Annotated in this window: 16 protein-coding genes; 10 read left to right on the forward strand and 6 right to left on the reverse strand. The window is 72.6% G+C overall.

Going from position 1 to position 15,694, the window contains the following annotated elements:
• The first annotated feature begins 80 nt into the window (after window positions 1-80).
• The 7 genes from ACXJY8_RS19000 (at window position 81) to ACXJY8_RS19030 (ending at window position 6,994) form a co-directional block, all read left to right on the forward strand.
• The gene (locus ACXJY8_RS19000) at window positions 81-515 is read left to right on the forward strand and encodes a hypothetical protein (RefSeq protein WP_463772101.1); all 435 of its coding nucleotides are present in this window, start codon (window positions 81-83) and stop codon (window positions 513-515) included.
• Window positions 516-675: 160 nt separating this feature from the next.
• Window positions 676-1,977: a dual-specificity RNA methyltransferase RlmN gene (rlmN, locus tag ACXJY8_RS19005; RefSeq protein WP_463772105.1), complete on the forward strand. Its 1,302-nt coding sequence runs from the start codon at window positions 676-678 to the stop codon at window positions 1,975-1,977.
• A gap of 3 nt (window positions 1,978-1,980) precedes the next feature.
• The gene (locus tag ACXJY8_RS19010) at window positions 1,981-2,490 is read left to right on the forward strand and encodes a hypothetical protein (RefSeq protein ID WP_463772109.1); all 510 of its coding nucleotides are present in this window, start codon (window positions 1,981-1,983) and stop codon (window positions 2,488-2,490) included.
• A 1-nt stretch (window position 2,491) separates the two neighbouring features.
• A complete protein-coding gene (gene ggt / locus ACXJY8_RS19015) occupies window positions 2,492-4,249 on the forward strand; it encodes a gamma-glutamyltransferase (protein ID WP_463772111.1) in 1,758 nt (585 codons plus the stop codon).
• Window positions 4,250-4,349: 100 nt separating this feature from the next.
• On the forward strand, window positions 4,350-5,147 hold the full coding sequence (locus ACXJY8_RS19020) for a lysophospholipid acyltransferase family protein (protein ID WP_463772114.1): 798 nt from the start codon (window positions 4,350-4,352) through the stop codon (window positions 5,145-5,147).
• A 199-nt stretch (window positions 5,148-5,346) separates the two neighbouring features.
• Window positions 5,347-5,718, forward strand: a complete 372-nt coding sequence (locus ACXJY8_RS19025; protein WP_463772117.1) for a hypothetical protein — start codon at window positions 5,347-5,349, stop codon at window positions 5,716-5,718.
• Window positions 5,719-5,908: 190 nt separating this feature from the next.
• Entirely contained in the window at window positions 5,909-6,994 is a 1,086-nt protein-coding gene (locus tag ACXJY8_RS19030; protein WP_463772120.1) for a DUF2125 domain-containing protein, read from the forward strand.
• A gap of 14 nt (window positions 6,995-7,008) precedes the next feature.
• Here ACXJY8_RS19030 and ACXJY8_RS19035 read toward each other — a convergent pair whose 3' ends face one another.
• Complete coding sequence (locus ACXJY8_RS19035) at window positions 7,009-7,950, reverse strand: prephenate/arogenate dehydrogenase family protein (protein WP_463772124.1); 942 nt, start codon at window positions 7,948-7,950, stop codon at window positions 7,009-7,011.
• Window positions 7,943-9,082 (reverse strand): pyridoxal phosphate-dependent aminotransferase, encoded by a 1,140-nt coding sequence (locus ACXJY8_RS19040; RefSeq protein WP_463772127.1) that lies wholly within the window; start codon window positions 9,080-9,082, stop codon window positions 7,943-7,945. The genes ACXJY8_RS19035 and ACXJY8_RS19040 overlap by 8 nt, the downstream gene beginning before the upstream one ends.
• Before the next feature lie 321 nt (window positions 9,083-9,403).
• Here ACXJY8_RS19040 and ACXJY8_RS19045 point away from each other — a divergent pair, with 321 nt between their 5' ends.
• Window positions 9,404-10,585: a Hint domain-containing protein gene (locus ACXJY8_RS19045; RefSeq protein ID WP_463772130.1), complete on the forward strand. Its 1,182-nt coding sequence runs from the start codon at window positions 9,404-9,406 to the stop codon at window positions 10,583-10,585.
• Window positions 10,586-10,884: 299 nt separating this feature from the next.
• Here ACXJY8_RS19045 and ACXJY8_RS19050 read toward each other — a convergent pair whose 3' ends face one another.
• Window positions 10,885-11,748: a chorismate mutase gene (locus ACXJY8_RS19050; protein WP_463772132.1), complete on the reverse strand. Its 864-nt coding sequence runs from the start codon at window positions 11,746-11,748 to the stop codon at window positions 10,885-10,887.
• A 318-nt stretch (window positions 11,749-12,066) separates the two neighbouring features.
• Here ACXJY8_RS19050 and metX point away from each other — a divergent pair, with 318 nt between their 5' ends.
• Both metX and metW read left to right on the forward strand, forming a co-directional pair.
• On the forward strand, window positions 12,067-13,272 hold the full coding sequence (metX, locus tag ACXJY8_RS19055; protein ID WP_463780811.1) for a homoserine O-acetyltransferase MetX: 1,206 nt from the start codon (window positions 12,067-12,069) through the stop codon (window positions 13,270-13,272).
• Window positions 13,269-13,970: a methionine biosynthesis protein MetW gene (gene metW, locus ACXJY8_RS19060; protein WP_463772134.1), complete on the forward strand. Its 702-nt coding sequence runs from the start codon at window positions 13,269-13,271 to the stop codon at window positions 13,968-13,970. Before metX ends, metW begins: the two co-directional genes overlap by 4 nt.
• 23 nt (window positions 13,971-13,993) lie before the next feature.
• Here metW and ACXJY8_RS19065 read toward each other — a convergent pair whose 3' ends face one another.
• The 3 genes from ACXJY8_RS19065 to ACXJY8_RS19075 all read right to left on the reverse strand — a co-directional run bounded on the left by ACXJY8_RS19065 (window position 13,994) and on the right by ACXJY8_RS19075 (window position 15,656).
• Window positions 13,994-14,740 carry a methyltransferase domain-containing protein gene (locus ACXJY8_RS19065; protein WP_463772137.1) on the reverse strand — a complete coding sequence of 249 codons (747 nt, stop codon included), beginning with the start codon at window positions 14,738-14,740 and terminating at the stop codon, window positions 13,994-13,996.
• A gap of 128 nt (window positions 14,741-14,868) precedes the next feature.
• Window positions 14,869-15,156 (reverse strand): hypothetical protein, encoded by a 288-nt coding sequence (locus ACXJY8_RS19070; RefSeq protein ID WP_463772140.1) that lies wholly within the window; start codon window positions 15,154-15,156, stop codon window positions 14,869-14,871.
• Window positions 15,153-15,656 (reverse strand): hypothetical protein, encoded by a 504-nt coding sequence (locus ACXJY8_RS19075; protein WP_463772143.1) that lies wholly within the window; start codon window positions 15,654-15,656, stop codon window positions 15,153-15,155. Before ACXJY8_RS19075 ends, ACXJY8_RS19070 begins: the two co-directional genes overlap by 4 nt.
• Window positions 15,657-15,694: the final 38 nt, after the last annotated feature.

A 15,694-nucleotide genomic window follows, 5' to 3' on the forward strand; every position in this document is an offset into this window, starting at 1 on the left:
GCGTTTGACGCCGGACGCCGGGGGCCTATCTCTGCGCGCAAGCGGAGCCTGAAGCCTCCGCGCCCGAGGAAACCCCGCCCATGTTCGCTCGCCTCTCGCCGGCCGCCGGCCTCGCCGCCTGCCTGGCCATGTCCCTGGCCACGTCCCTGGCGCTCCCGCACGCCGCGCAGGCCCAGATCCGCAACGCCCCCGCGCCGCGGGCGCTGGAATTCGCCGCCTACATCTTCGCCGCCGCCAATGTCTGCGGCTACCGCATCGGCACGCAGGAGTTCGACGCCCTCCTCGAGAAGCAGAACGTGCGCGCCGCCGACGTCAGCCCGCGCGGACCCTTCGGCGGCCGGGTGCAGACCATGTTCGCCCTGATGTCGAACCAGATGCAGCTCAACCGCGCGCAGGCCTGCCCGGCGGTGGCCGGGGAATACGGCCCCGAGGGCAGCATCAGCAAGAACGTCCTCCTGCCCGCCGAAGCGCCCGCCGCCGGCACCCCGCCGGCCGAGGCCAAGCCCGCGCAGTAGGCACCCCGCGGCCGGGCCGTTCCGGCCGTCCGGTCCCCGGTGCGACCGGGGCGAGCCCCGGCGGGGCGCATGAATCCGGCGCAGCCCCGGCCCGCATTCGCGTTTTGGACCCGAATCCCCTATATCGGACCCATTCCAAGTCCGAAGGTTCATCCAGATCATGGCGACGGCGTCGTTCGACACCGCCCGGCGCGACGCGAGCGCCGTTCCCGCAATCGAGAAGCTGCCCGAGTTCGAGCCCCAGGCCGGGAGCCCGGCGCTGCCGCCTGGGCGCTCGTCCCTGGTGGGGCTCACCCGCGAGCAGCTGAAGGCCCGGCTCGGCGCCATCGGCGTCTCCGAGCGCGAGCAGCGCATGCGCTCGGGCCAGATCTGGCACTGGCTCAACGTGCGCGGCGCCAAGGCCTTCGACGAGATGACCAATGTCGGCAAGGGGCTGAAGGCCCAGCTCGCCGACGCCTACACCCTCGAGCGGCCCGAGGTGATCACCGAGCAGGTGTCCCGCGACGGCACCCGCAAGTGGCTGATGCGCATGGCCCCCACGGGCAAGCACGACCACAACCGCGGCGCCGAGATCGAGTGCGTCTACATCCCGGGGCGCGGGCGCGGCACCCTCTGCGTCTCGAGCCAGGTCGGCTGCACCCTGACCTGCTCGTTCTGCCACACCGGCACCCAGCGCCTCGTGCGCAACCTGACGGCGGCCGAGATCACGGCGCAGCTCGTCGTCGCCCGCGACCATCTCAACGACTGGGCCGGCCAGAACCCGACGGCGCCGGGCGAGGACGAGACCCGGCGCAAGGTCACCAACATCGTCTTCATGGGCATGGGCGAGCCCCTGTACAATCTCGACAACGTGGTCGACGCGGTCGGCGTCATGGCCGACCAGGAGGGCCTCGGCCTCTCCCGCCGGCGCATCACCGTCTCGACCTCCGGCGTCGTGCCCCAGATGCAGCGCCTCGGCGACGAGGCCCATGCCATGCTGGCGATCTCGCTCCACGCGGTGCGCGACGACCTGCGCGACACCCTGGTGCCCCTGAACCGCAAGTATCCGCTCGCCGAGCTGCTGGCCGCCTGCCGGGCCTATCCGGGCCTCAACAACGCCCGGCGCATCACCTTCGAGTACGTGATGCTGAAGGGCATCAACGACACCGACGCCGATGCGCGCGAGCTGGTGCGCCTGCTCAAGGGCATCCCGGCCAAGATCAACCTGATCCCGTTCAATCCCTGGCCGGGCAGCGCCTACGAATGCTCGGACTGGGAGCGCATCGAGCGCTTCTCGGAAATCGTCTACGAAGCCGGCTACGCGTCCCCGGTCCGGACGCCGCGCGGCCGGGACATCCTGGCCGCCTGCGGCCAGCTCAAGAGCGAGACCGAGAAGCTGCGCGCCCGGGCCCGGATGATGCTGGAGGACGGCATCGGCGCCGAGGGCGTCTATGCGGGCGCCGACGACGGCGACGAAGACTGACGGGTGCGGTTCCTCGGCGGCCTGTTCATCGCGAGCCTCGCCCTGGTCCTGGCGATCCCCTGCGGCGCGGCCGTCCTGGCCCTCGGCGCGATGCTCGATCCGGTCACCGGCGAGACGCTGTCGCGCCTCGGCCTCGTCGGGCTGTTCTCGGGCCTGACCGATCTCGCCTCCGGGATCGGTCCCGAGATCCTGCTGTTCGCACTCGCCGCCATCGCCCGCGCCCTGTTCGTGCTGCTCGTGGTGCCGCCCGTCCTGGTGGCCGTCCTCGGCGCCGTCCTGACCTGGCGCGCCGCCACCTGGTACGGCGCCGGAACCGGCCTCCTCACCGCCTCCGTGCCCTGGCTCGCCCGCGGCTTCACGCGCACGGGGGCCGGCGCCGAGGCCCTGGCCCTCGAGGCGCGCATCACCGCGGTGCTGTTCCTCACCGGCGCGGCCTCGGGTCTCGTCTACTGGCTGATCGCCGGGCGCCATCACGGCGCCGCCCTCCCGCCCCGCGGCAACGGACGCGTCTGACATGCGGCTGACCTCCTCGCGCATCGCCCTCGTCCTGGTCCTGGCCGCCACGGCGCCGGGTCTCGCGCAAGGGGATTCCGGCCCTGCCCCGGGCCCGCCCGAGCCGGCGCCGATCCAGTCCGACGATGCCCGCCTGCTGCCGGTGCTCGGCGCCCACGGCATGGTCTCCTCGCAGGAGGCACGGGCCACCCGCGTCGGCGTCGCGATCCTGCGGGCCGGCGGCAACGCCGTCGACGCCGCCGTGGCGGTGGGCTTCGCCCTCGCCGTGACCCTGCCGCGGGCCGGCAACCTCGGCGGCGGCGGCTTCATGATGATCCACCGGGCGCAGGGCGACGAGACGATCGCCCTCGATTACCGCGAAACCGCCCCGGCCGCCGCCCGCTCCGACATGTTCCTCGACGCCAAGGGGGAGCCCGACCGCGCCGCCTCCACCCGCACCGGCAAGGCGGTGGGCGTGCCCGGCACCGTGCGGGGTCTCGCCGAGGCGCACCGCCTCTACGGCTCGGGCCGCTTCACCCTGGCCGACCTGATCGCCCCGGCCGAGGCGCTCGCCCGCGAGGGCATCCCGGTGGAATCGGGCCTCGCCGATTCGCTGCCCCGGGCCGCCGGCCTGCTCGGGCGCTGGCCCTCCTCGCGAAAGATCTTCTTTGCCGGCGACCGGCCCCTGCAGCGCGGGGAGCGCCTGGTCCAGGCGGACCTCGCCGACACCCTGGCGGCCATCGCCAGGTCCGGTCCCGACGCCTTCCACACCGGCCCCATCGCCGAGCGCATCGCCGCGGCCGTGCGGGCCGCGGGCGGGGTAATGACCGCCGAGGACCTGGCCGCCTATCGCCCGGTGCTGCGCGAGCCCGTGCGCGGCACCTATCGGGGCTACGCCGTCGCGTCGATGCCGCCGCCGAGCTCCGGCGGCATCCACCTCATCGAGATCCTCAACGTGCTGGAGGGCTTCGACCTCGCCCGCATGGGCGCGGGCAGCGCCGACGCCCTCCACATCCTGGCCGAGGCGATGAAGCCGGCCTATGCCGACCGGGCGACCTGGCTCGGCGACCCCGCCCGCACGCAGGTGCCGGTGGAGGGCCTGACCGCCAAGTCCTACGCGGCCACGGTGCGGGCCGGCATCGACCCCGCCCGGGCCCGGCCCGCCGCCGAGGTCAAGGCGGGCGATCCCCTCCCCTTCGAATCCGACCAGACCACGCATTTCTCGGTGGTGGACGGCGCCGGCAACGCGGTCTCGAACACCACGACCCTGAACTTCTCCTACGGGCTCGGCCTCGTGGCGGAGGGCACGGGCGTGCTCCTGAACAACGAGATGGACGATTTCTCGGCCAAGCCCGGCGCCCTCAACGCCTACGGCCTCGTCGGCAGCGTCGCCAACGCGGTCTCGCCCGGGGCCCGGCCGCTCTCCTCGATGACCCCCGCCTTCGTCTTCCGCGACGGCCGCCTCGTCCTGGTGACGGGCAGCCCCGGCGGCAGCCGCATCATCTCGACGGTGCTGCAGGTCATCGTCAACGTGCTCGATTTCCGCATGAACCTCGCCGAGGCGGTCGCCGCGCCCCGCATCCACCACCAGTGGCAGCCGGACGTGCTGATGGCCGAGGAGGGCCTCTCCCCCGACACCCTGGCCCTGCTCCGGGCCCGCGGCCACAAGGTCCGGGTCGGGGCGACCTCCGGCTCGGCCAATTCCGTGCAGGTCGGCGACGGGCTGCTGGCGGGCGCCGCCGATCCGCGCCAGCGCGGCACCCTGGCGGAGGGCGACTGAGGGCTCGGATAATCCCGCCTTCGGATGGCCTGGGGCGAGATCGCACGCTACACGGGAGCTGGGCCGTGCCCCGTCCCGGGCTGTCTCCTCCAGGTTCCCGATGCTTCTCGTCCGTTCGCTCGCGTTCAACCTCGCCTTCTACGTCGCCACCACGATCATCGCGATCGCGGGCCTGCCGACCCTGGTCTCCCGGCGCGGCGTGATCCGGCTGGCGCAGCTCTGGGGGCGCGTGACGCTGTGGCTCCTGCGCGTGGTGGGCGGCATCCGGGTGGAATTCCGGGGCGTGGAGAACATCCCGCCCGGTCCCCTCCTGGTGGCGGCCAAGCACCAGTCGGCCCTGGAGACCCTGGCCCTGGTCACGGCCTTTCCCGATTTCGCCTACATCCTCAAGCGCGAGCTGCTCTGGATCCCGCTGATCGGCTGGTTCCTCTCGCGTTCCGGCATGGTCGCCATCGACCGCAGCAAGGGCGCCCGGGCGATGGCCGCCATGAACGAGGCCGCGGCCCAGGCCATCCGGGACGGGCGCCAGCTCATCATCTTCCCCGAGGGCACCCGCCGGCCGCCCGGCGCGCCCCCCGCCTACAAGCTCGGCATCACCCACCTGTACGCCGCCCTCGGCGTGCCCTGCCTGCCGGTCGCCCTCAACACGGGCCTGCACTGGCCCCGGCGCAGCCTGGTCCGCCGGCCTGGCACCTCCGTGATCGAGTTCCTGGCCCCGATCCCGCCGGGCCTGGACCGGGCCCGCTTCCTCGAGGTGGCCCAGGGCCGGATCGAGGCGGCCTCCGACGCGCTGCTGGCCGTCGGCCGCTCGGAACTCGCGGCCGCCGGACACGCGGTTCCGGACCCCGCCCAGGCCTCCCGCACCCAGGCCTCGCGCAACGGATCGCCCGTCGCCTGAGCGACCCGCCGGGGGTCGATCGACCCTGTGCATGGCTTGTGGATAACTCGCGTCATCCCCATCTGATTGGAGACCGAGGCGTCGTCCTTGACGCCAACGAAACGTTAAGATTAATGTGGAACAAATGGCGAACAAGAGAGCCCTGTCCTGGTCGGCCGCACTCCGCGACCTGAAGGACGATCGAGCACGGAGACAGGAAGTGCGCGAGGAACGTCTGAGGACGACGGCCGGCCTGCGCGGGACCCCCGCCCTGGTGCTCAGCGCCTGGCGCGGCCGGTCCGGCCGCCGCTACGTGGTCGGCATCCACGAGCTGGCGGAGCCCGAGCTCGACGACATGGGCGAGGCCGTGGTGATGGCCGTGCGCCGCGACGCGGCCGGCGTCGGCGAGCTCGTCTCGGTGGCCTCCGCCGGGCAGAGCCCGCGCGAGCGCCTGAACCGGAACTGGATCGCCCGGGCCCGGCACAAGGGCGCGACGGAGATGCACGTCCACCGGCTGGCCGAGGACGAGGCCGAGCGCAAGGCCATCGTGGCCGATCTCGGCAGCGAGCAGAAGGCCGACGCCGCGAACTGATCCGCGGCGAAGCGGTCGCGCCTCCGCTGGCGTTACGGCTTCACGGCTTCACGGCTTCACGGGTTCGCGTTTTGCGGCGCCGGGGCGCCCCTGCCATGCTTTCGCCGCCGAGACCCTGCCAAGCCTTGCATCCGGGCTGCCCTGACGATGGTCGCAGGCCCGTGACGCGAGCGCAGGATACCGACACGCGATGGCGCAGAGCCCGACACCGACCCGTCCCCTCTCGCGCAAGGGGCTGTTCCTTCCCTACATCCTCCTCGCTTCCCTCGTGATCGTCTGGTCGCTCGGCTGGCTCTACATCCGCCACCGGGCCGCCACCGAGATGGATGGCTGGCTCGCCGGGGAGGCGGCCGCGGGCCGGACCTGGACCTGCGCCGACCGCAGCATCACGGGCTACCCGTTCCGGCTCGAACTGCGCTGCGCCTCCCTGGCCTTCAGCCGCTCCGACAGCCGCTTCACCCTCGGCCCCGTGACGGCGGTGACCCAGGTCTACCAGCCGCGCCAGGGCATCCTCGAAGTCGGCGGCCCGTTCCACGTCGAGCAGGGCGACCTCACGGCGGACGCGACCTGGACCTCCCTGGAGGGCAGCTTCCACGGTGCCTCCGACGGCTTCGTGCGCGCCTCCGTGGTGGCCAACGGCGCCAAGGGCGTTGTGCGCGGGGCCGGGCCGGACCCGATCGCCTTCGACACCGAGCATCTCGAGCTCCATGCCCGCCCGACCCCGGGACGCTTCGAATCGGAGGGGGCCATCGACACCAGCCTGCGGGTGAACCGGATCCGCCTGCCGCTCGCCGACGCGGCGCTGGGCAATGCCGACCCGGCCGACCTCGCTCTCGACGCCACCGTGAGCCGCGCCACCGCCCTCGGCACCGGCACCGTGGCCCGGGAACTGGAGGACTGGCGCCAGGCCGGCGGCGCCCTCGACCTCGCGCTCCTCTCCCTGGCCAAGGGCGAGCGCCGGCTCCAGGCCAAGGGTCGCCTCGACCTCGACGCGGCGCACCGGCTCCAGGGCCAGCTCGACCTGCGGGCGGCCGGGGTCGAGGCCCTGGTCGGTCAGGTCATGGGCCAGCGCTTCGGGGCGGAGAAGGGCGCGTTGATCGGCAGCCTCGTCGGCCAGCTCCTCGGCGGCCGCCGGAACCAGGCGAGCGCCGAGGCCGGCGTCGCGGCCCCGGCCGACGATGCGCTGAAGCCCCTGCCGCCCCTGCGCCTCGCCGAGGGCCGCCTGATGCTCGGCCCGTTCCCGATCCCCAACGTGCAGCTCCCGCCGCTCTACTGAGCGGCGGCTCGCCCTCAGGCCGCCGGGTCGCTCGGGCGGCCGCGCCCGAAATCGGCCTCGGCCGTCTCCTGACCCATGGCGACGATGCCGCGGCGGATGGCGCGGGTGCGCGTGAACAGGTCGTGCAGGGCCTCGCCGTCGCCCCAGCGGATCGCCCGGGCCAGGGCCGCGAGGTCCTCGTTGAAGCGCCCCAGCATCTCCAGCACCGCGTCCTTGTTCGTCAGGAACACGTCCCGCCACATGGTCGGGTCGGAGGCGGCGATGCGGGTGAAATCGCGAAAGCCGCCGGCGGAGAACTTGATCACCTCGGACTGGGTCACGGCCTCCAGGTCGGCGGCGGTGCCGACGATGTTGTAGGCGATGAGGTGCGGCACGTGGCTGGTGATCGCCAGGACGAGGTCGTGATGCTCCGGCGTCATCGTCTCCACGATGGCGCGCAGGCCCTCCCAGAAGGTCTGGACCCGCGCGGTCGCGGCCGGGTCGGTGTCCTCGGCGGGGGTGAGGATGCACCAGCGCCCGGAGAACAGGGTCGAGAACCCGGCATCCGGCCCGGAATACTCGGTCCCGGCCACGGGATGCGCCGGCACGAAATGCACGCCCGCCGGCAGGTGCGGCGCGACGGCCGCGACCACCGAGGCCTTGACCGAGCCGACATCCGACACGATGGCCCCGGGCCTCAGGGCCGGACCCATGACCTGCGCCACCGTGCCCACGGCCCCCACCGGCACGCACAGGATGACGAGGTCGGCCTCGGCCACGCCGGCGGCGAGGTCGTCCGTGGCCGCGTCCGCGAGGGCGAGCGCCCGCACCCGCTGCAGCACCGCGGGGTCGCGGTCGATGGCGACGATGCGCCGGGCGAGGCCGAACTGCCGGGCGCCCCGGGCGATCGAGGAGCCGATCAGCCCGAGGCCGACGATGGCCAGGGTCTCCAGGGGACGCGCGTCGAGCTCAGGCACGGGTCTCGCCCTGGACGAAGGCGGTCAGGGCCTCCAGGAAGGCGGTGTTCGCCTCCTCGCTGCCGACGGTAACCCGCAGGGCGTGGGGCAGGCCGTAGGACGAGACCCGCCGGGTGACGACCCCCCGGGCCGAGAGGAACGCGTCGGCCTCTGCGGCCGACCGGCCCGGCGCGTCGGGGAAGTGGACGAGGATGAAGTTCGCCACGCTCGGCGTCACGGTGAGGCCGAGCTCCTGCACCGCCCGGGTCATCGCGGCGAGCCAGTGGTCGTTGTGGGCGACGGCCGCGGCCACGTGTACGTCGTCGGCGATGGCGGCCGCCCCCGCGGCGATGCCGGCCCCCGACAGGTTGAAGGGACCGCGGATGCGGTTGATCGCGTCGACCACCTCCGACGGGCCGACCATCCAGCCGATGCGCAGCGCCGCGAGCCCGTGGATCTTCGAGAAGGTCCGGGTCATCACGACGTTGTTGGCCTCCAGCACGAGGTCGAGGCCGGCGCTGTAGTCGTTCGCCCGCACGTACTCCGCATAGGCCCCGTCGAGGACGAGGAGGACGTGGGGCGGCAGGCCCGCATGCAGGCGCCGGATCTCGTCGAAGGGCAGGTAGGTGCCGGTCGGGTTGTTGGGGTTGGCGAGGTAGACGATCTTGGTCCGGGGCGTGACGGCGGCCAGCAGCGCGTCGACGTCGGCGCGCAGCGCGCGCTCGGGCACCACCACGGGGGTGCCGCCCGCGGCCAGGATCGCGATCCGGTAGACCAGGAAGCCGTGCTCGGTGAAGATCCCCTCGTCGCCGGCGCCGAGATAGGCGTAGGCCAGGAAGGACAGGAGCTCGTCCGAGCCGGCGCCGCAGACGATCCGCGCCGGATCGAGGCCGTAGCGGGCGGCGATCGCCTCGCGCAGCACCCGCGAGGTGCCCTCCGGGTAGAGCTCGAGCTTGGCCGCCTCCGCCCGCATCGCCGCCACCGCCTTCGGGCTCGGGCCGAGCGGCGTCTCGTTGGAGGAGAGCTTGTGCACCTTGGCAAGGCCGGGCGCCCCGCTCTTGCCCGGCACGTAGGCCTCGATGGCGAGGACGCCGGGGCGGGGCACCGGGCGCGTGGGAGCCGGGGGGGCGGAAGCTATCGGGGCAGCGGACATGGGGGAGACCTGGAGGCCGCCGGTGGTTCGGCGAAGCGCCCGTCTAACAAAGCTCGCCCGGCATGGCGAGCAGGGGCGCGTCCCGCTGCCCGGCCGTGCGTCGGTCGCGGTGCCCTCGGCGGGGGGAAGCTCCCGCCGCGGACCGGCTTCCCCGCACGAGGTCGCGGTCGCGAGGCCTCGGGACTGGCATGGCGGTCGGCCCCCCGGACGGCTCGGACTGGGCGAGCGTCCGATCGCGAGTTCGTGCCGACGTCGGGGCTACCCCCGCCCGGGCGCGGCAAAAATGGCACATCGACGCGGAAACGCCTTGCGCTCCTTCGCATGATCGCGGCGGATGGCCGGTTTGGGCAATTGTGGCAATCGTCTTGGGAAGATTTGCCATGGACGCCTCATGCACTTCCCAACATAAAAACAACATTGAGGACAAATGCCAGAGCACAACAATGCGTATCAAAGCGCAATGTACTCGGTCAGAATTTCTTCGTCGAAGGGAAAACGGGAGGATACGCGGTGGCTATTAATTTTGTAAATACTGTGTACGGAGCCGGGTTTGTCGCGTCGGACGATGGTGCGCCGAGCGCGGGATTTGGTCTCGACGATGTCTCGACGTCGCCGATCACCGTCAATGGAACCGTGAGCCGGACCGGCGATCCGGTGCAGGCATCCGGCATCTTTCCGGGCGAAACGACGGCGGAGACGAGGACCCTCTACGCGACGCAGTACGATTCCCCGTCCATGATCCAGTTCTCGGACAGCGCGACCCCGAACGGCACCTCGACGCGCTATGTCCTGTCCAATACGGCGCTGACCGCCCGCCAGCGCGTCACCTTCGACAGCAACAACACCGTCGGGGACTACGCGCCGGTCTGCTTCACGACGGGCACCCGCATTCGCACCACGCGCGGCGACGTCGCCGTCGAGAACCTGCGCGTCGGCGATCACGCCGTCACGGTCTCGGGCGCGATCCGGCCGATCGCCTGGATCGGTCATCGCGACCTCACCGGGCGGGACGGTGCCCTTCCGCACCAGCAGCAGCCGGTCCGCGTTCGCGCGGGCGCCTTCGGCCCTGGCCTGCCGGCCCGCACCCTCTCCCTCTCGCCCGGCCACCCCGTTCTGGTGGGAGCCGGCGCGGACGGCGAGGGCGGCCATCTCGTGCCGATCATGTGCCTGATCAACGGCACCAGCATCGCCCGTCAGCCGACCCCCGCCGTGACCTACTGGCACGTGGAACTCGACCGCCACGACATCCTGCTGGCGGAGGGGCTGCCCGCCGAGAGCTATCTCGACGGGGGCGATCGTCCGTTTTTCGAAGAGGGCTCCGACCATGCCTTGCACAACCCGGATTTCGTCGTGCCCGGCCTGTCGAGCCGTTGCCGGCCGGTGGCCGTCGACGGACCCGTCGTCGAGGCCGAGCGCGCGCGTCTCCGTACCGTGTTCGCGGCTTCGCTGACGGCGCACAGCGCTTGGGACGAGTCGGCTGCCCTCACGGCTACCGGGTACTGACCTCCGACGCCGGGCCGCGGGATTGGGCCAACCCCGGGGAAAGGGTGCGCTCCCCCGCGACGCCTCCCCGGTCCGGCTGCCCCACGCGCTTCCGCTCCGCGGCCCGGCGGTTCCTGGCCGAGGCGCGGGCGCTCTCGACCGAACGGGGTCCTGGTTCGCTGGGAAAAACCGCCCGGGCTCCGGGCCGACCCTTTCGTCTAGGCCTTGCCGGACCCTCGCGGCGCTGAACGCGCGAGCCTATCGCGCCGCCCCTTGTCGGGTATTCGCGCGCCTCAACCGGATTGAGCAGGCAGCCCGGCTCAGACCCGGAAGCGGGCGGCGTGGCTGCCGATCTCGTCGAGACGCTCCGGCGCGGCGCCGGCCCGGGTCAGGGCCTCGTGCAGCTGCCGGGCGCTGACCCCGCCCGGGACGGCGAGGAGGAGGCCGTGCCCGTCCGGCCCGGGCGCGCGGGCGACGACTTCGCCGTAGAGGTCCTGCAGGGCGCGCATGGCCTCCGGCTCCCAGGCGGCGACGCGGGTGGCGTGCAGGACCCAGTCGCGCTGGGCCGCGGCCGGATCGTCCAGCGGGTTCGAGACCACGAAGACCGGGGTGCCGGCCGGATGGGTGGGCCGCTCGATGAAGGGCAGGCGCGCGATGACCTTGGGGCGGCCCTCGCCCACGAGCCCCTCCCACCAGGGCGCCGCGTCGGTGGAGGGACCCGAGCCGTCCGGATCGAGGCGGAAGATGCCGAGATCGCCCCGGGAGGCGGCCACCGCCTCGATCACCGCGAGGCAGGTGGGGTGCGGCCGGTAGGGCACCGTGAAGCCGAAATGGAAGCGGGCGGAATCGCGCATCGGCGCATCCCCGCCCGAGATGTCGGCATGCACCGAGAACGGCGCCTGGACGTAGGTGAAGGTGGCGATGATGACCCGCCAGATCCCCTCCACGGTGTCGAGGGGCAGCAGGCCCCGGTGGCGCTCGGCGACCCGCCGCATCATCGAGGCCTCGCGCCCGGGGCGGAAGGCCGAGCCGCTGGCCGAGGTGCGCTTGACCGCGATCAGCCGGTCGATGATCGACCCGCGCTGGATCAGCAGGGCGTGCATCTCGGCGTCGATCCGGTCGATCTCGGCGCGCAGGTCGCCGAGGTTGTCGAGGGGCGGCGCGGGTCTCGTCGTGAAGCGCATCGGGGGCTCGCGAGGCTGCGGTGGGGACGGTCGGGAGAGCCGGCGCCGGGGTCTCGCCTCCCCGGCGCCGTCGCCCGGTCTACGATCGCGCGCGCCGAAGGACCAGAGCCGTTTGCCCCGAACCGGATCGGCCCGCCGGTTCTGAAACCGCGCGTGCCGCATGGCCCCGGCGCCCTTTCGTTGACGCGTGAGGAAGCGCACACTACCTCAACGCCTCACGACGCATGGTCCCGATCTCCGGATGGCACGCCGCGCCGTCCCGTCCGTTCCGCCCCGACCGACGCGCCGCCTCCTCCAACCCGTTTCATGGCCATGTCGCTGGATACCGCCCTCAAGCCAGGCACGCCCGAAGACGAGTCGGCGCGCGCCGACGCGCCGGGCGCCGAGCTGTCCCAGGCCCGCGAGCCGAAGGGCCTCGTGGCGCAGTTCGGCCTGGACGAGCCCCTGGCGATGGATGCCGGCGTGCAGCTCGCCCCCTTCCAGATCGCCTACCGGACGGCGGGCACCCTCAACGCGGACCGTTCCAACGCCGTCCTGATCTGCCATGCACTGACGGGCGACCAGCACTTCGCCCACACCCATCCGGTGACGGGCAAGCGCGGCTGGTGGGAGACCCTGGTGGGGCCGGGCAAGCCCGTGGACACCGACCGCTACTTCGTCCTCTGCTCGAACGTCATCGGCTCGTGCATGGGCTCCACCGGCCCGGCCTCGATCGACCCGGCCACGGGCCGCGCCTACGGCCTCGACTTCCCGTTGGTGACCATCCGCGACATGGTCCGGGCCCAGGCGATGCTGCTCGACCGCCTCGGCATCCGCGACCTGTTCCTCTGCATCGGCGGCTCCATGGGCGGCATGCAGGTGCTGCAATGGGCGGCGAGCTACCCCGAGCGGGTCTTCGCCGCGATGCCGATCGCCACCGGCCCGCGCCACTCGGCCCAGAACATCGCCTTCCACGAGGTCGGCCGGCAGGCGATCATGGCCGATCCCGCCTGGAGCGAGGGGCGCTACCTCGAGGCGGGCACCCGGCCGGCCAAGGGCCTCGGCGTCGCCCGCATGGGTGCGCACATCACCTACCTGTCGGAGCCGGCCCTGCACCGCAAGTTCGGCCGCCGCTTCCAGGGCGGGTCCGCGCCGACCTTCTCGTTCAACGCCGACTTCCAGATCGAGAGCTACCTGCGCCACCAGGGCCTCAGCTTCGTCGAGCGCTTCGACGCCAACGCCTATCTCTACCTCACCCGGGCGATGGACTACTTCGACCTCGCCGCCGACCGGGGCGGGGTGCTGGCCAACGCCTTCAAGGGCACGAAGACCCGGTTCTGCGTGATGTCCTTCACCTCCGACTGGCTGTTCCCGACCTCCGAATCCCGCGCCATCGTGCACGCCCTGAACGCGGCCTCGGCCCCGGTCGCCTTCGTAGAGGTGGAGAGCGACAAGGGCCACGACGCCTTCCTCCTCGACGAGCCGGCGATGTTCGCCGCCGCGCGGGGCTACATCGACGCCGCCGCCCGGGCCCGCGGCCTGTGACGGGATCGAACGCCTCCGCGCATCGGCCCTGGGAGACGGCGGAGACCCTGCCGCGGGAGGAGGCCGGCAGCACCCGCGTCGACCACCTCGTGGTGCTCGACTTGGTGCCGGCGAACGCCCGGGTGCTCGACATCGGCTGCGGCGACGGCGCCCTGCTCGCCCTGCTGCGCGACCGGCGCGGCGTCGACGGGCGCGGCATCGAGCTGTCGCGGGAGGGCGTCAACGCCTGCCTCGCCCGCGGCCTGCCGGTGATCCAGGGCGATGCCGACACCGATCTGGCGAATTATCCCGACGACGCCTTCGACGTGGTCGTCCTGTCCCAGACCATCCAGGCCACGCGCAACCCGCGCATCGTGCTGGAGCACCTCCTGCGCATCGGCCGGCAGGTCATCATCTCGTTTCCGAATTTCGGCCATTGGCGGGTCCGCTCGGAGCTCGCCCTGCGCGGGCGCATGCCGGTCACCGCCCTGATGCCGGAGGAATGGTACGAGACCCAGAACATCCACCATTGCACGATCCGCGACTTCGTCGGCCTGTGCCGGACGGTGAACGCCGAGATCGAGAAGGCCACCGCCCTGGATGCCAGGGGCCGGCCGATGCGCTTCGCGATGCCCTGGTGGGTCTGGAACCTGATGGGCGCGCAGGGCGTGTTCCTGCTGCACCGGCGCGCGGGCGGCGATCGCGAGGCCGCGCCCTGAGCCGCTGTTGCACGTGAAAACCCTTAACCCTGTCGGTCGCGCCGGACGAGCAGGGTCGCGACCTCGTAGGTGACCCGCGCGCCCCCCGCCTCGAAGCCCCGCAGCACCCGCCGCATCGCCCCGGGCGAGAGGGACCCCGCCGTGCCCGGCGTGCCGGCGCCGATGGCCCGCAGCGAAGCCAGGAAGGCGCGCCCGTCGGCATGGGCCTCCACCAGGGGCTCAACGGAGACCGCGCGGGTGCAGCCCGGAAACCGCAGCGCGCCGAGGGCCTGCAGGGTCGGATAGACGGGCGTCGCCGCCGTCAGGCCGAGGGCCGCGTGCGCCGCCCGCCACTCGGCGAAGGTGCCCGCCCCGAGGGTCGCCACCGCCAGCAGGCCGCCGGGCGCCAGCAGCCCCGCGAGGCGCGCCAGGCTCCCGGGCAGGTCCTCGAACCATTGCGCGGCGAGGCTCGACGCGACGAGGTCGAAGCCGGGCGCGAGGGCGGGCCGCTCAGCATCCATGACGAGGAAGGCCGGGCCGGACGCCCCGGGCAGGCGCGCGCGGCAGCGCCGCACCATGGCGGGGGCGATGTCCGAGGCGACGAGGCGCCCCTCCGGCAGGTGCCGGCGCAGGGCCGCCGTCAGCAGGCCGGTGCCGCAGCCGATCTCGAGGATGCGCGGCGCCGGCGCCAGGGCCTCGCCGGCGATGCACCGCGCCAGCCGCCCCGCCACCTCGGCCTGGATCGCCGCGGCGCCGTCATAGCCCTCGGCCCCGTCGAAGGCCCGGGCCACGGCCTGTTTCCAGGGATGCATCGGGGCCGTGGGTGCGACGGGAGACGCCCGGGATGCGTTACGGGATGCGGTGGCCACGGAAGCGATCAGGGGTGATCCATGCGCCTGGGCAACGCCCATGGCGCGGGCTAAGGCCCGTCATGCGCCGCGCCCAGGTGTTCGCGGACGTTCGCAGGCCAGGGGGGGACGTCCTCCATCCAATCCAGGAAGTCGGCCGGCATCGCCGCGAGGCGCGCATGGCACTGGGCCAAGCCCGGCGTCGCATCCTGCATGGCGACGGATCGCTCCTCCGATGCGGGCCTCATCCAGCGTCGACGAAGCCGATCGGACGCGACGGCCGGCATGGAAGCGCCGTAGCGCCGTTTGACCGACACTTTCCGGGCGATCGCGCTGTGAGGCTGGCTGTACGGGTTCATCGGAACGTCCTGACCTTCCTAAGGTAGCGCGGCACGCCTTTTTCCACCAGCCAATCGTGGCCGATCCCGCGGTAGCGCTCCACGAGACCGGGGTCGGGACTTTCGAGGCGCGTCTCCGGGATGCCGAGGATCAGGGCCTGGGTCTCGAGGATGGCGATACCGATATCCACGACCCGTCCCTTCAACGGATGGGCCGGATCAGGATCGCCTTCCAGACGCGAGAGGCAGAGGGCACCACCGCGCATTGGCCCATAGGCCAACCCGCAGAGTCGCCGATTCCACCAGATCGCGACCTCGAGACGTCCCGTTTCGCGTCGCTTGACGATGCCGGTCCAGTCCCAGGTCACATGGCGGCTGGCGAGAGGCCAGGCCCTGGCGGCGGCCAGGGCCGCGGCGTCGATTTCCGTGAGATGCAGGGCCGGCAGGCGCCCCTGCAGGCGAGCGGCGACGGTCGCGCAGGCCAGGTGCCGTGCTTCCCGCACGTCTATCGGTTCCGGCATCGAACTCCCGCCGCGCACGAGATCGCGCCGACCCCGGC

It is taken from the genome of Methylobacterium sp. TK31 (assembly GCF_055361545.1).

Excerpts from the sequence above, each read along its gene's own strand:
- ACXJY8_RS19000 (WP_463772101.1), top strand. The coding sequence starts at position 81 with ATGTTCGCTCGCCTCTCGCCGGCCGCCGGCCTCGCCGCCTGCCTGGCC.
- rlmN (WP_463772105.1), top strand. The coding sequence starts at position 676 with ATGGCGACGGCGTCGTTCGACACCGCCCGGCGCGACGCGAGCGCCGTT.
- ggt (WP_463772111.1), top strand. The coding sequence starts at position 2,492 with ATGCGGCTGACCTCCTCGCGCATCGCCCTCGTCCTGGTCCTGGCCGCC.
- ACXJY8_RS19020 (WP_463772114.1), top strand. The coding sequence starts at position 4,350 with ATGCTTCTCGTCCGTTCGCTCGCGTTCAACCTCGCCTTCTACGTCGCC.
- ACXJY8_RS19030 (WP_463772120.1), top strand. The coding sequence starts at position 5,909 with ATGGCGCAGAGCCCGACACCGACCCGTCCCCTCTCGCGCAAGGGGCTG.
- ACXJY8_RS19040 (WP_463772127.1), bottom strand. The coding sequence starts at position 9,082 with ATGTCCGCTGCCCCGATAGCTTCCGCCCCCCCGGCTCCCACGCGCCCG.
- ACXJY8_RS19045 (WP_463772130.1), top strand. The coding sequence starts at position 9,404 with ATGATCGCGGCGGATGGCCGGTTTGGGCAATTGTGGCAATCGTCTTGG.
- ACXJY8_RS19050 (WP_463772132.1), bottom strand. The coding sequence starts at position 11,748 with ATGCGCTTCACGACGAGACCCGCGCCGCCCCTCGACAACCTCGGCGAC.
- ACXJY8_RS19070 (WP_463772140.1), bottom strand. The coding sequence starts at position 15,156 with ATGAACCCGTACAGCCAGCCTCACAGCGCGATCGCCCGGAAAGTGTCG.
- ACXJY8_RS19075 (WP_463772143.1), bottom strand. The coding sequence starts at position 15,656 with ATGCCGGAACCGATAGACGTGCGGGAAGCACGGCACCTGGCCTGCGCG.